This is a genomic window from Dictyobacter halimunensis (assembly GCF_036245075.1).
In genome coordinates this window covers 1,905,042-1,919,813 of the sequence record NZ_BSRI01000001.1, presented here as the reverse complement: position 1 = coordinate 1,919,813, position 14,772 = coordinate 1,905,042, and the positions used below count along the sequence as shown (strand labels likewise).

14 protein-coding genes are annotated in these 14,772 nt (G+C 52.5%); 10 read left to right on the top strand and 4 right to left on the bottom strand.

The genetic code is table 11. From position 1 onward, the window contains the following. The first annotated feature begins 606 nt into the window (after nucleotides 1–606). The 3 genes from AABA21_RS07605 to AABA21_RS07595 all read left to right on the top strand — a co-directional run bounded on the left by AABA21_RS07605 (nucleotide 607) and on the right by AABA21_RS07595 (nucleotide 5,294). A complete protein-coding gene (locus AABA21_RS07605; protein ID WP_338248510.1) occupies nucleotides 607–2,832 on the top strand; it encodes an FUSC family protein in 2,226 nt (741 codons plus the stop codon). A 453-nt stretch (nucleotides 2,833–3,285) separates the two neighbouring features. Beyond that, on the top strand, nucleotides 3,286–4,326 hold the full coding sequence (locus AABA21_RS07600) for a methyl-accepting chemotaxis protein (protein ID WP_338248508.1): 1,041 nt from the start codon (nucleotides 3,286–3,288) through the stop codon (nucleotides 4,324–4,326). 98 nt (nucleotides 4,327–4,424) lie between these two features. Beyond that, entirely contained in the window at nucleotides 4,425–5,294 is an 870-nt protein-coding gene (locus tag AABA21_RS07595) for a phosphotransferase family protein (protein WP_338248506.1), read from the top strand. A 219-nt stretch (nucleotides 5,295–5,513) separates the two neighbouring features. Here the strand turns inward: AABA21_RS07595 and AABA21_RS07590 are convergent, their stop codons facing one another. Further along, nucleotides 5,514–6,518: a hypothetical protein gene (locus tag AABA21_RS07590; protein ID WP_338248504.1), complete on the bottom strand. Its 1,005-nt coding sequence runs from the start codon at nucleotides 6,516–6,518 to the stop codon at nucleotides 5,514–5,516. After that, the gene (locus tag AABA21_RS07585; RefSeq protein WP_338248502.1) at nucleotides 6,512–6,820 is read right to left on the bottom strand and encodes a hypothetical protein; all 309 of its coding nucleotides are present in this window, start codon (nucleotides 6,818–6,820) and stop codon (nucleotides 6,512–6,514) included. Before AABA21_RS07585 ends, AABA21_RS07590 begins: the two co-directional genes overlap by 7 nt. Nucleotides 6,821–7,080: 260 nt before the next feature. Here AABA21_RS07585 and AABA21_RS07580 point away from each other — a divergent pair, with 260 nt between their 5' ends. Then, entirely contained in the window at nucleotides 7,081–7,515 is a 435-nt protein-coding gene (locus tag AABA21_RS07580; protein ID WP_338248500.1) for a zinc ribbon domain-containing protein, read from the top strand. Nucleotides 7,516–7,631: 116 nt separating this feature from the next. Here AABA21_RS07580 and AABA21_RS07575 read toward each other — a convergent pair whose 3' ends face one another. Both AABA21_RS07575 and AABA21_RS07570 read right to left on the bottom strand, forming a co-directional pair. Then, entirely contained in the window at nucleotides 7,632–8,168 is a 537-nt protein-coding gene (locus AABA21_RS07575) for a DUF1269 domain-containing protein (RefSeq protein ID WP_338248498.1), read from the bottom strand. A gap of 548 nt (nucleotides 8,169–8,716) precedes the next feature. After that, nucleotides 8,717–9,661 carry an oxidoreductase gene (locus AABA21_RS07570; protein WP_338248496.1) on the bottom strand — a complete coding sequence of 315 codons (945 nt, stop codon included), beginning with the start codon at nucleotides 9,659–9,661 and terminating at the stop codon, nucleotides 8,717–8,719. A gap of 199 nt (nucleotides 9,662–9,860) precedes the next feature. On the opposite strand from AABA21_RS07570, the gene AABA21_RS07565 reads away from it, so the two are divergent. The 6 genes from AABA21_RS07565 (at nucleotide 9,861) to AABA21_RS07540 (ending at nucleotide 14,706) form a co-directional block, all read left to right on the top strand. After that, nucleotides 9,861–10,865: an aldo/keto reductase gene (locus AABA21_RS07565; protein ID WP_338248494.1), complete on the top strand. Its 1,005-nt coding sequence runs from the start codon at nucleotides 9,861–9,863 to the stop codon at nucleotides 10,863–10,865. Between the two features lie 212 nt (nucleotides 10,866–11,077). Then, nucleotides 11,078–12,334, top strand: coding sequence for a cytochrome P450 (locus tag AABA21_RS07560; protein ID WP_338248492.1), 1,257 nt, complete (start codon nucleotides 11,078–11,080; stop codon nucleotides 12,332–12,334). Between the two features lie 200 nt (nucleotides 12,335–12,534). Further along, nucleotides 12,535–13,146 (top strand): hypothetical protein, encoded by a 612-nt coding sequence (locus tag AABA21_RS07555; protein WP_338248489.1) that lies wholly within the window; start codon nucleotides 12,535–12,537, stop codon nucleotides 13,144–13,146. Further along, entirely contained in the window at nucleotides 13,139–13,582 is a 444-nt protein-coding gene (locus tag AABA21_RS07550; RefSeq protein ID WP_338248487.1) for a PaaI family thioesterase, read from the top strand. The genes AABA21_RS07555 and AABA21_RS07550 overlap by 8 nt, the downstream gene beginning before the upstream one ends. Before the next feature lie 291 nt (nucleotides 13,583–13,873). Next, nucleotides 13,874–14,086 carry a hypothetical protein gene (locus AABA21_RS07545; RefSeq protein ID WP_338248485.1) on the top strand — a complete coding sequence of 71 codons (213 nt, stop codon included), beginning with the start codon at nucleotides 13,874–13,876 and terminating at the stop codon, nucleotides 14,084–14,086. 404 nt (nucleotides 14,087–14,490) lie between these two features. Beyond that, a complete protein-coding gene (locus tag AABA21_RS07540) occupies nucleotides 14,491–14,706 on the top strand; it encodes a hypothetical protein (protein WP_338248483.1) in 216 nt (71 codons plus the stop codon). The last annotated feature ends 66 nt before the right edge of the window (nucleotides 14,707–14,772 follow it).

Genomic DNA, 14,772 nt, shown 5'->3' with positions numbered 1-14,772 from the left:
TCCTCTAGCCCATATAAAGTCATCGCTCATTCTGAGAATGGGCCTTACTCTCGTCACCTTGGAGCATGTGAGCGCCCCCGCACGCGCGTCCGCTACGCGGCCGCACTCGTTTTTTTATGTTGGTGCATGGGTGCGCGGATGCGCACCCATGCACCAACATAAAGGTGGCTCGTGAGCAACCCAGTGCGAAAACTCCCGTTATTGCGGGGGCACGCGAGCGCCCCGCACAGGCGGCCGCGTAGCAGACGCACTCGTTTGTTATATTGGTGCATGGGTGCGCATCCGCGCACCCATGCACCAATATAACACGAACTTGTGAGCACCCCAGGTGCGAAAACGCATGCAGACCCAGGCGATGATCATGAGAATAAGACACATTCTGAAAGACGATGAACAGCGATGACATTTCTTGAAATACAAAAATTTACGGCCCAACATGATGTAAAGCCGGTTTTCTTAATATACGGGCGAAACAGGTAAATAGATGAGCGAGTTTTATCGATAAATGATACTCTAGATGTATCCATGGATAGTAGATAGCCGTGAGTATAGAAAACCTATCCGTAACACATTATGTTGTGGCTATTATAGAGAATATGGATAATTATGGCACAAACTACCTACAGGGACGAAGCCACACCCAATAGGCGAGCAGCAGGCAGTAAACGGGCCACCTGGTTAGAAGCGATACAGCACGCCTTGAGGATGACGTTTCACTTTGATCGCTCACAGCTCATAATTGTGCGCTCACTGGTGAGTACCTTTGGCTTTATCCTGCCATTGGCGATCGGCGTAGCCAGCGGGCACGTTATTGAAGGGGTAATAATTGCCGGTGGTGCGTCCAGCCTGGGAGGAGTTAGTCTGAACGCGACGCACAGGGCTCGCGTGCGCACCATGATTATGGCCAGTCTGGGCATAGCCGTATCAGCATGTGTCGGCGCCCTGATGAATCCTTATCCCTGGCCTTCGATTATCGCTATTGGTTTATGGAGCTTTATAGCGGGACTCCTGGTAGTTATCAGCCAGCGAGCAATGATCATTGGTCTGCAATCGACGCTGGCCCTGATCATCCTGACGCACTTTAATCTCAGTCCAACGCAGGCGCTGCTGGAAGCCCTGCTCATGTTTAGTGGAGCGCTATTTCAGGTCCTGCTCTCGGTTATCCCACTCTGGCAGACCGTGGGATCGGAGCGCAACATGCTCGCCAATGCCTACCAGGCGCTAGCTGATTATGCCATGGATGCCGACAACATCAGTTATATCCGGCAGATCAAAGTTGAATTAAAACGCACCGAGGACGCACTGGAGAATAGCCAATCGAGCCGCAACAAAACACGCAAATCAGCCCAGCTACTCCAGCAGGCCATCGATATTCGTCTGGCACTCACCCTCTTTCTCGATATTCTCAACGTCATAGCGAATCAGGATCGTGAACGCTATGCACAGCGAGTGGAGCATATTCAGCAACAAATAGAACATATCTTGCGCGCCATCGCACAAAACATCAAAACGTATCAAAAGGCGGGCGATTTATCCGCCAGTTATCAGAACCTCGATAGATTAATACAAGAGGTAGTAAAGGAAGACAAATCGAATTATAAGTTACAGGCTATCGAACGTTACTACAAAACGCTCCGTTCACATCTAAGATCAGCGGAAAAGCTGGCCAGTTCGCTGCGTCCGGGGCGACCATCGTTGTCATGGCGCATCTTTGTACCCCGGCGTCCCCGACTGGATATGAGAAGTCCGCTGGCGACATTGAAGGCCAATCTCTCGCTGGAATCAACAGCATTCCGCCACGCCATCCGTCTGACGGTCGTGATGGTCATTGCCGCCAGCATCTATCGCTTCGCGCCGATCGGACGCGGCTACTGGATACCGATCTCGGCCCTGTTCGTCCTGCGCCCCGACTTTACCTCAACCATCACACGCGGATTCGCTCGCATGATCGGAACAACATGCGGCGCGCTGGCGATCGCCCTGCTCTTGCACTTTGTGGCCCCATCCCACTTCATATTGATCATCTTAGAAGCCGTCCTCACCTTCTGCGCCTATGCGCTCCTCTTTGCCAATTACAGCCTCTTCTCCTTTTTTATCACCATGGTGATCATCATCCTGCTCTCTTTTGTCGACCTGCCTCTACCTCAACTAGAATTCTTGCGCACCATTGATACCATCATCGGTGGTAGCCTGGCACTATCGATCTATCTGCTCTGGCCGACCTGGGAGCATCAGCGGGTCGGAGAGAACATCGCCAGGCGGTTGGAGGCGCTACAGAGATACTACCTGGAGGTGATGGATACCTATATAGCACCAGAGAGGTATGATGCGGGCCGCATCGAACAACGTCGGCACGCCGCGCACCTGGAGCGCACCAATGTCGATGCCTCGGTTGAGCGCGCATTAAGTGAGCCCGAGCTTCATCCATTTGATAAAAATATGGCACAGTGCCTGCTCACCGAATCCGATCATATCGCGGAAACCGTGCTTTCACTTGAAGCATATTTATTGTCGATCTCCGACCGACCACCCCTGCCCATGGTCGAGCAACTTTCACGAAACATCGCCCGGGCAATGCGCTTATTTGCTCGCGCCATCTATACCGAACAGCCAGCGCCATCGATACAAGATATCCAGCAGCAAATTCAGGAACTTGAAGAGATGCGCAAAGAGATACGGCAGACAGATCCGGCTACCTTCACCACGCTCAGCTTTGTCTTGCATGCCTCCCGCCGTATCATCACCAACCTGCAAACAATGAATCAGATCCTTACTACCCGCCATGAATCCCGAAAAGAACGCTCAGCAGCAGTAAGCTCAACAAAGACATGATAGCATATAATCATTGAGGCAAACGATGATACATAGTGCAACATACACATAGAGCAATTACGCATTCAAATATGTATCTATTGACAAATACATAGTTTATTGTTACTATTCAAAACAGAACCAATTTTTCTGGCACCTCCGTTTTAGAGATACTATATCGCCTGGTTATAAACACAACTATATATAAATCTTTCTATTTATATATAGATAAGAGCGTGTCTTACTCCCGTCATCGTGGGAGACACGCGAGCACTCCCACATGCGTCCGCTATGCGGCCGTACTGTTTTTGTATGTTGCTGCATGCAACAACATACAATGAACTCGTGAGCACCGCAGGTGCAAAAACACAGGCAGGCCGCAGGAGATGAAACGCACTATCAGGTATACCCCAATATCCCCGCAATTCTACAAACTACATATTCTATCCAGAATTTAAAGAGGAGAGAAACTTTATGTTGTCATGGTGGTATCAGCTGGTGGAGCCCAGGGATAGCATTACCCTTGCTCAAAATGATCCTTTACATCGTACAAGGGTAGCAAGCATCTTGCTCCTTATATCCCTCCTGACGTGTATAGCATTCATACCCGCCGGGTTATCAAGTACGAATTACCATGTGCTGCCGCCCGTACTGGGTTTACTGGCAGTGACCCTCGTAGCCATATTTCTCAATCGGCAGGGGAAAGTGCAGGCACTGGGAGCGCTGATCGCGGTCGCGGTCAACGCTACACTGATCGCGGTTTTGCTCACCTATCCACAATTTGTGCTCCCCCAGAATGCCATGCCTATCTATGACCTATTTGTGCTCTCAGTGATTATCGCGGTCTCTTTCCTCCCAGGACAAGGAGTAGTCTTTACCACCTTATTTAATTGCTTATTTATAACCATTGATATGATTTTCCAGCCGCACACCGCCGATCTGCAGAACGCCCTCACTACAACCAACTACACCATCCTCCTCCGACCGCTGGCCATTCAAATTATCGTAGCCCTCGTCACCTATATCTGGGTGCGCAATGCCAATCGGGCGATTGAGAAAGCCAACCAGGCCGAGCTTATCGCGCAGTTAGAGCGCGACATGGCCCAGCAAAAGAGGGAGCTAGATACAGGCATCCAACAACTCTTACAAACGCTGGTTGAAGCGGCCAATGGCAATCTTAATATACGAGCCCCTTATTCGCAAGAAAATGTTCTCTGGCAGGTTGGTAGTGCGGTCAACATGCTCGTATCGCGTCTGCAGCGTACCACTATGAACGAACAGGAACTCACCAGGATCAAAGAAGAGCTTCGACGAGTAATCCAGAACGTGCGTGAAAGCAAGCGCAATCACAACAACTTTTATCTCATGCCCGGGGGCACCGACATGGATCCCCTGATCAGCGAACTGCTCGGCTGCAATCTTTCACAACCAACCTATCCGCTCTCCTCATCACCCTTTCAGCGTCGTGAGCTCAACACTAACACGTCAGAACCAGGACCTGGTTCTGGAATGTAAGGAAGGAGGAGAGCACGCCTTATCCATATGAAGATCAAGCGCTCGTCGAGACCGTGATCCGCCACAACTTGAAGATCGATCCATTGCAGGTGGAAAGGATGACGGAAGGGATGTCGACCTGCGTCTATCGCATAACTACCGAGTCAGAGACGCTATATCTGCGGGTTTTGCCAGAAGAGGATGCAAGCCTCGTCCCAGAGGCCGCGCTTCATGGGGAACTGCGAGCCAGGGGCATCAAAGCTCCCGCCGTCATCCATGTTGAGCCATACAATGAGACATTACAGCGCTCCATTATGGCAACCAGTGAGATCAAAGGTCAGCCACTTAGCCAATCCACAGAGCTCGGCAGGGAAAAACTGGAGGAGATAGTACGCGAGGCAGGCCGAGACCTGGCTATGATCAATAGCGTGCCGGTCGCTGGGTTTGGCTGGATACAGCGTGATCCGCAGGTGGGCCATGATCTGCGGGCCCAATGGTCCGGACAGCGCGCCTTCGCCCTTGAATATTGGGATGCAGATCTGGCCTTCCTGGCTCAATACGGCATGCTCTCTCAAACAGAGACGGCCATGCTCGCGCAACTGCTGAGGCGCTACGATGCCTATCTCAACGCTGAACAGGGCTACATAGCCCACGGAGACTTTGATAGCACGCATATCTATCAGCTAGGCGGCCATTATAGCGGCATCATTGACTTTGGTGAGATCCGAGGGGCACATCAGTGGTATGATCTTGCCCACTTCCATCTGCGTGAAGGAGAGCGCCTGCCCCTTGATCTGCAGACACCCCTCCTCCAGGGTTACGATAGCGTCAAAGCGCTACCAGCAGATTATCAACAGCGCATCTGCTTTGACAGCATCCTGATCAATATCAGGATACTCTCGCGCAGCCTGCAGAAACGGCCGCCCAGCTGGTACACCCAACATCAACTGGAGATCCTGCGCCGGGATCTCCACTTTATGCTCTCATAAATAGAGAGGGAGCATAATTTATATTCTTGCAAAAAGACAAGGCGACAAGAAACAAGAATGTGCTCGCGTAGGTGCTGGGCTTTGCCCCAGCACCTACGGGGGCATTTCCATTTTTCTTGTCGCATTTCTCTCTGCAAAAATATGATGCATACCCTGAGAGGGCCGAGGTGATCTAACATTGCTTCTTAAGGGCGGCTCTGGCCCATTCTCTTTCCAAGATTACTTCAGGACCGGCTGTTTTAGAATGTAGAGCAATACTACAAGCAATAGAGAGGCCGCGAAGAAGAGCCAGCCCGCAACCTGAAATGGATATTTACCAGAGCGAGCATACAAGGCATGAAAAATCGAGGCGATCGCCAATCCACTGATCGCCAGGATAGGGAACCAGCTGAACTGGGAGATGGAGAAGAGGGACAATAAGACGCCGATTCCAGCCAGGGCAAAATTGAGCCAGAGCTGGCCATCGGTCGATTTCTGGCTATCCTCCACTATCGCCTCCAGTTGGGCCACGGTCTCAAAAATATCGTTGGTGGCGTTCCATTGCATCACGCGCTCATAGAACGGACCATAGCGCTGCGCGCTGATACGCGCCTCCTGCTGATCAGGCCACTCGATATCCTGCGGCTGCAGCAGGCTACTAAAGTTGTAGATCTGTTGCACCGAGAGGCGTACGGCGATGGCTTCACGGGGCGAAACGATCAGCCAGCCACGCCGCCCGGTCTCGCGATCGAAATGGATGAAGCGACCGGGGGCCCAGCCCTGTTCCAGAGCGTTCTCGTTCAAACGCAGTCGCTGCTGCAGCAGATCCAGCATCTCTTCGACCGCGCCATCCATGCTCTCGATCAGCGCCCGCTTGCGATGCTGCTTCTGCTTCCGCATGCTCCTCACCACATCCGCCGGGACATTTACCTGTGTCTCTTCCAGATGCAAAATCACGTAGGCCACATCATTGAGCGACTGGCGTACAGTCGCCAGATAGGAATGCAGGGCGTCACAGCCTTCCAGCAGGGATGTCAGAGATAGCCATGCATCTGCTGCCTGTACATCGGGAGTCCATTGGCACTGTGTCACCATCCAGAGATTAACCGGTGTTTGATGGCTCCAGATAGCATCATGCTCGGGCAGAACAGGAGAGATTGCGCTACTGCGCCTCCACAGGATATAGAGCGAGAGGCCACGTCCCTTGACCCAGGATTGCTCGGGCTGTGTGGGGAATGTTAGCATGCCAGTGGTTTTCCACAATGCTGACAGGTCAGCGCGGCTTTGCCGCCTCTACGTGGTAGGATATTGAATTGACTACAAAAAGGGCATTGTAACAGTTCAGCTCCGCAACTCAAGCAAAGCAGCCCTTTGATGTCATTGAGAACGTTAATGGGCCGGTATCCCCGCGTACGACGGCAGCGCGGACAGCGCAACACGTTACCACTTCCTATGCCTCGCGTGCCATCCTCCTCGTCTTCGTCAGGCTGTGAATTCGTAACAATCAATCCGTCGCGCAGCGTATCCAAATCATCATCCTCAAGCATAGATATTTTGCTCCTCTCCATGACCGACATTTTGCGCATAGAAAGTATCTTACACACACTTAAGAAAGCCATGCATAATCCTATCTGGCACTCTACAATAGTGAGAATATACTACAAAAGCATCATCAATTCAATAATTGAGATTCTTCATCCTTACCAGTTCCCGCCTGCAGCGGGAGGAGGGAAATTCGAACAGTCGACTTTTTCAGCACCTCAACCGTATCATAGATAGATAAAATGTGAGGAAGGGAGTTGCGAATATGTTCTGTTCTGTCTGCGGTCAGAGTGTCAAAGATGGAGCACGATTTTGTGAGCACTGTGGCGCACCGCTACAAGAGCCCGGCGCCATTACGCCGTATGGATCGTCTAAAGTATCTTTTGGCCGGAGTGGGCTGAGAAAGCAGGCTGATCCCTACAAAGATCAGATCAGCCAGTTAAAGCTGCAGATCAGGCAGCTAAAGCTGGACCTGAAGCAGATCAATACCGGCATGTCCAAAACGCGGGCCCAGTATAATCAGACGGCGGCCTTCGTGCCGCATGGCTTACTGAGGCGTGGCTATAAAATCACAGAGGACATGCGGCTAATGGGTCCACAGCAACAAAAGCAGCGCCTACAGCAAGAGATCATGGCGCTGGAGCAGCAATTGCTGGGATTGCAACAGGCACAGATGCAATGGAAAAACGAGCGGGATTAAATAGGTCCAATAAGCTTACACTTTCACCTGGCAGGCGACCGCATTCATCTCTCATAATATGGTGATTCCTTCCCAATGAGAGAAGGAATCACACTTTTTGTTTTGTCGACCTTATCTTACTGGCTCACCTGGCGTTCGGGTGTGATTTCACCCTTGGAGGCCGCCTCATTTACGGCATGCTCAACCTGGGCAGATGTCGACTCCGGTACCGCGTAGCCGACCACATTCTTGCTGCCCAGCCGCTTCAGCTCTTCCGACACCGGCTTAATTTCGTATTCATCGCACAGAACCGCCAGGGCCGCGTTCCCCTGCTTGATCGCCGAGGCCACCTGGTCGGCATCCTCACGCTTGATACCCTTCAACCAGGTTACGGCCAGGCCGGCTACCGCGCCGTAAACAGGGAGCAGCAATCCACCAGTCAGAGGAACCAGCAATAGACCTATCAGGGCCCCCTTCTTCCAATCGAACTTACTGCTGCGCTCATCCTTGATCTTGCCCTTCTCGTCTTTATAGATCACGGTGCTGCCACCCAGCTTAATGTCCGACTGAGTCTCGTCCCAGACCTCGATCTCTTTCTGGGCCTGCTTTGCCTTCGCTACATCCTCAAACACGCCGACTACCAGCATATTATTTTTATTGGGCTTCGTAGACATTCACGTTCTCCTTTAATCAGCTAATACTCGTCAATGCACAATATTCGCCGCTACTCGAATATAGCTGATAAGGGGAGATGTACCGTCAACCAAAAGGTGGAGATTGCGAGTGGAATCATGCATGGTGCATGATTCCACTCGTGTGTGTGGGTGTGAGTTGTGGGGAGAGTTAAGCGCCCCCGCACAGGCGGCCGCGTACGCGGCCGCACGTTTTTTTATGAAGAGGTCGCGGGCGCTTGACGCGCCCGCGACCTCTTCATATATGGAAAGGGGGCTCGCCCTATGGGGAAAAGGGGGCGCTTGACGTGCCCGCGACCTCTTCATATATGGAAAGGGGGCTCGCCCTATGAGGAAAGGGGTGGGCTCGGCGCGCCTGCGACCTCCTCATTTATGGAAAGAGGGGCTCGCCCTATGGCGGGGGAGGGGCTCATCATAGAGCGAAGGGGGTGCTTGACGCGCCTGCGACCTCCTCATTTATGGAAAGGGAGCCCCCCATATGGTGAGGGGGGCGCGCCATATGGGGAGGAGAAGACTCTCGCCATATGGCGTTAGACGACGGGGGATTGGAGGGCGGAGTAATCGACGCTGGTGAGTTTGACGGAGGCGTCCCAGAGGCGCCGGGCGGTGGCCCTGTCGTATTCTTTCTGGGCTTTGGTTTCGACGCGGGGATAGCCACGCAGTCCACCCAGGCTGCCGGGACCAACCAGTTCGCCACCATGGATATCTGGGGAGAAGGCCGCGTAGAGTTGGGGAAGGGCACCCATCTGCGCGGTCTGACCGACGAGTGGACCGAGCTTCGTGTAGAGGAGGGTTTCAAGGGTGGCATTGGAAAGGGTAGCGCTGGTGGTCTGCAGGTTTGTAACCGCGTAGCCGGGATGGGCCGCTACGCAGATGGTTTCGGCTCCCGCTGCCTCCAGACGTCGCTGGAGCTCGAAGGCAAAGAGCAGATTCGATAGCTTGCTCTGCCCATACGCTTCCCAGCGGCCATACGAACGCGTGCGATTGAGATCGTCAATGCGGATCTTCCCCATGGCGCGGGCGGCGCTGGTCGTGCAGATAATACGGCTGCGCGAGGTAGCCAGCAGGGTCGGCAACAGCAGGCCCGTCAGGGCAAAGTGGGCCAGGTGATTGGTACCAAACTGCATCTCAAAACCATCGCGGGTCTCACGGCGCGGAATCGCCATTACACCCGCGTTATTAAATAGCAGATCCAGCCGGGCGTGATTTGCAGCCAAATTACGCGCGAATGTCCTTACCGCTTCCAATGAAGCCAGATCGAGCTCCATCAGTTCCAGGGAGGCCTGGGGAAAAGCCTGCGACAGCTCGTCGCGCGCCTGACTACCTTTTTCTAGATTGCGGCAGGCCATGATCACATGCGCCCGCTTCGCCGCCAGCGCCCGCACCGTCTCCAATCCAAGCCCACTATTCGCGCCGGTTACCAGCGCCACGCGCCCCTGCAAATCGGGGATATCTCTATCCGTCCATTGAACCATAGCAGAACCTCCAGACATCATACTTAAACGCTCAAATTGATGCATGTCATAGCATAACTATACCCTAAAAAGGACATCAATAAAGAGTCACACCGGGTAGCACATATATTTTTTTGACGGTGTAAACTATAAGAAGAGGCGACATCGGTGCTTGTAGTGCCCCTGATGAATATAGTGATTGGAGAGGAGCGAAACGGCCATGAATGAACATCTTATGTCTTTTATGGATGACCGCTATGACAGGATGCTCTACAACAGATGCGGAAACTCGGGTCTCATGCTACCCGCCATCTCACTGGGAGCACATGAAACCTTCGGCAGCTATCGAGATGAAGACATCACGCGAGCCTGTCTGTATCGCTCCTTCGATCTGGGCATCACCCATTTTGACCTGGCCAACAACTATGGACGACCACCGGGAACAGCTGAACTGATCGTTGGCAAGATCCTCAAAAGCATGCCGCGCGACGAACTGATCATCTCATCCAAAGCTGGCTACCATATGTGGGAAGGGCCATACGGGGAATGGCTCTCGAAAAAGTCCCTGATAGCCAGCCTGGACCAATCACTGCGGCGTCTCAAGCTTGATTATGTGGATATCTTCTATGCTCACCGGCCCGATCCACAAACGCCGTTGGAAGAGACCATGGCGGCCCTGGACCTGATCGTGCGCCAGGGCAAAGCCCTATACATTGGCGTCAGCAATTTTTCAGGCGCGCAACTTGAGCAGGCCATACAGGTCAGGCAGCGTATGAACCTGTGTCCGATCACTATCGACCAGCAACGCTACAATCTGCTCGATCGCAGTTGTGAGCAAGACCTTTTTGGGCATACCGAACGCAACGGCATCGGCGTCATCGCCTTCAGCCCGCTCGCCAAAGGCGTCCTCTCAGACAAGTACCTGGGAAGCCAACTTCCACAGGACTCGCGCGCTTTCAACGTCTGGGGCAAGAAAAGCCTGCACGAGGTCAGCAGCCGGGCCAAGCTCGATAAGGTCCAGCAACTCAACCTGCTGGCGCAACAGCGTGGCCAGACCCTGGCCCAGATGGCCATCGCCTGGAGCCTCTATCATCCTGCCGTCACCAGCATCCTGATCGGCGCCTCCCGCGTCGAACAGATCGAAGAGAACGTGGCCGCCCTGCAGAACCTCGAGTTTAGTCCCCTTGAACTCAACGCCATCAATGCCATCTGCTCATCGTCATGAATAAACATCTTCCCTAAAGATGTGTGGTTGAAGGATGGGATTAGCCGATAGAATCCATTGAATCGTAGTATTTACATAAGGTGATTGGTCATACCTCTTGACGTGTGCCACTTTATGATCTACAGTATATCATATGATACATGATATACCATAAGTTCCCAGGCATGTAAGGATTTTATGTAAACGGGTATGTATAAGTTGGAGCAATAATAATGCAGAAGACGATTGAAGGGGCCACGGAGCAAGGTGCGAATGACATGCCGGCCCGTTGTCCAATTGATCATAGCGCGATCTCGCAGCAGAAGACGCCAAAATTAATCGAGCCGGTCGGCGCGGCGATTGAATACGATGAGGCAGCCAACATCTGGCACGTGCGTAGCTTCGAGGCCGCGCGCACGATTTTGCGCAGCCCTAATACAAAGCAGGCCGGCTTCAATGCCGAGCTGATCACGCGTATCCCAGGCCAGCAGAACACTCCCATCCTCTATCAAGAGGGCAAGGTCCACCAGCAGCAGCGCAAGCAGACGGCGCGCTTCTTCACGCCGAAAGCTGTGAGCGATAACTATCGCCAACTGATGGAGAATCTAAGCGACGAGTTGGTCAGAAAGCTCAAGCGCAAAAAAGAGGTTGACCTCAGCAAGCTAAGCATGAGGCTGGCCGTACGCGTAGCCGGTGAGATCGTGGGTCTGACCGATAGCCGCATCCCGGGTCTGGACCGCCGCATCGAGGCTTTCTTTGATGGTGGCTTCGAGCAGGGGACCGGCAAGCTGAGCGAGAAGATACGCGCCATCTGGTCGCAGCGCAAAATGTTCAACTTCTTCTATCTGGATGTCAAGCCGGCCATCGAGGCGCGCAAGCGCAATCCAAAGCAGGACGTGATCTCGCATCTGCTCGAACAGAAATATAGCGAGGTAGAGATTCTGACCGAGTGTGTCACCTACGGGGCCGCCGGCATGATTACAACGCGCGAATTCATTAGCGTAGCCGCCTGGCACCTGCTGGAACAGCCAGAACTGCGCCAGCGCTACCTGGCCGCGCCAGAAGAAGAGCGCTACGCGATCCTGCACGAGATTCTGCGCCTGGAGCCGATCGTTGGTAACCTGCAGCGGCGCGCCACCACAGACATCACCCTGAAGCATAACGGCGAAGAGATCACCATCCCCAACAATGCAATGATCAATATTCACCTTCACGGATCTAACAGCGACGAAAAGGTGGTCGGGGACTATCCACGTGTCATCTGCCCCGGTCGCGAATTGCAGGGAGACAAGGTTCCCGAAATGCTGATGAGCTTTGGAGATGGCGTCCATCGCTGTCCCGGCGCCTATGTGGCCATTCAGGAGACCGATATCTTCCTGACCCGCCTGCTGGCACTGCCAACACTGCACATCAAGCAGAAACCAAAGGTCAGCTGGAGTGATCTCGTCACCGGCTACGAGATCCGTGATTTCCTGATCGCCGTCGATTAATTCGCACATCCTCACCTACCTATCACATTTTCACAGGGCGGACCTCGTTGTCATAGAGCATCAAGAACAACGAGATCCGCCCTATCTATATCTTCATGGCAGGGGAGCATACGGCGCGAGTTGACAGTGGCGCGAAGATTGGTCCACAATAGCGGAAATAGATATCAGCAGAAATTGCGTGAAAGAAGGATAAAGAAAGCATGCCAGATCAATCGGCACCACTGCCAGAGGGCTGGTCCGCATGGGCTCACAAGCTGGCCGACGCCACCGATCCAACGGGCGCACCCATTGACCCGGGCATCATGGAGACGGTGATCGCGCTTAACGTGCTGGGGGTCGAGACCAACGCCTCCTGTGAGGGACATCTAAACCATGGCTATGCCGGACCGTGGGTCGATTTTCACGCCGTAGGGACCGAGACAATACGCCGCCAGGCCCGCGAGGCAACCAGGCGTCTGCAGGAAGCCGAGGAACAGCAGGCCGCGCCAGAAGTATTAAGCAAGCTAAACGAAGAGATGTTCAGACTGGCCCGTGATGAGAATATCGCCTACTATCGCGGCTCCCGGCTGGTACACCAGGCGCTGATCGCCTTCTATGAAGCTCACCACGCGCCCTACGATCAACAGCTTTACCTGCATAACGACAGCTTCGGCTATAGTCGCCTGCAATCCCATGGCCTCGAATACCAGCCTCAATACCCATCAGAAATTCAGGCTCGCAATCTACAGCGCTACCAGGCAGAGATGCTGGCCTTCACCAGTTTTCTGAAACAGCACTACCTACTCAAGGAGGAACAGAAGCATCATGGCTGATTTTCAGGTCACCAACGACGAGTTTCCGCAGATCGTACGCGCCAATTTTATGCGTCAGGGATTAATGCAACACCTGGGAGCAACGCTGGAAGACGTCCAACCGGGTTACGTTCGTATCCAGATGCCTTATCAGCACAGTCTCACCCAGCAACACGGCTACTTCCATGCCGGAGCCATCACCAGCATCGTAGACTCGGCCTGCGGCTATGCTGCCCTCACGCTCATGCCTCCAGACACGGACGTGCTAACAATCGAGTATAAAGTCAACTTTATGGCACCTGCGCGCGGCACGCTAGCGATCGCACATGGACGAGTCCTCAAACCCGGACGCACCATCACCGTTTGCCAGGGAGAGGTCATCACCCTCAACGATAATCGCGAACAGGTCTGCGCCACCATGCTCGCCACTATCATCGGTCGCCCGATCAGGCCTTAACCTGTCCAACAACCTGACGTGCCGCCATCCATCTTCAACAGTATATTCATATGCATTTATTTAATGCACTAGAGTGCTATTATAACATATTGCCTAATTAAAATTCTATAATATGGCACACGGTAAATTTGTGACCCAATCCATGGATTCCCATATTCTTCTCGCATAAAATAGCCCCATAAGAAACGCAGCTAACCAGCACGTTCTTAGAACAATAGCCAATCCCTATCGCAATAGTAGTCAATGCCTATGATGACTCTTACAACATGTAATAAAGGAAAGGATTTTCACATGAACAATGTAACGCAGGCAGAAAACGCACAGTCAAATGTAATCGAGCTGAACGACCAGGACCTCACGGAAGTAACGGGAGCTCTTGGGCACATTGGCGGCTGCTGTGGAATAGAATTAGAGACTTGCTGCTATGGCCAGTTCTACCATCGCTTCCACTTCCACCATCATCACCATGTATGGTGGGAAAATGATGTTTGCCACATCTGCTAAGCACAGCAGTAACCATAATCCCTGACACGTTCTACACAATATAGCCCATCTATAAAGCGCCATGGCTTCTCCTGTGTATAGGAGAAGCCATGGCGCTTCTGCTAGTTTTGTTTTCCTTTTTGTTCTCTATGCCATATCAATACAATTAAACGAGCGTTATTAAAAGCAGAGGTATACAATTAATATGCTTGTTCAGATATATAAAATAAGATATAATCATTTATAAAAGCAAAAAATCTCAATATGCCTAGTTGCCTCAACAATTGTTAAAGAGTGTTATAAATAAACTTCATATATGAAGGAGCGCGTGATGCTTCTCCCCATGGGTCAGCCGAGGGGTCCCCGCATCACGCGAATTGTTAGACGAAATGGATTTCGATCTGACGCCAGAAGAAGAGAATATCTTGCGTCTCAGACATCGAACGGCCTATATAAATTATGTCGAAGCGGTTCAGGCGACATATGGCACCAGTTATAACATTCTGGAACCTCCCTACAAGCCAGCGCTAGAGGCATACATGTTTGTGTGTATGATCTCCAGCTCCTGCGGTTACCAGGTCGTCGCGGATGGCTATCATCAGATGCCATTCTTGCGTAAGCGCATAAGAAAGCAAAAGTAAGAGTTATTGAGGGAATGGGACAATGCCATGGGTGGGTGCGAATGCACCCACCCATGGCATTGTCCC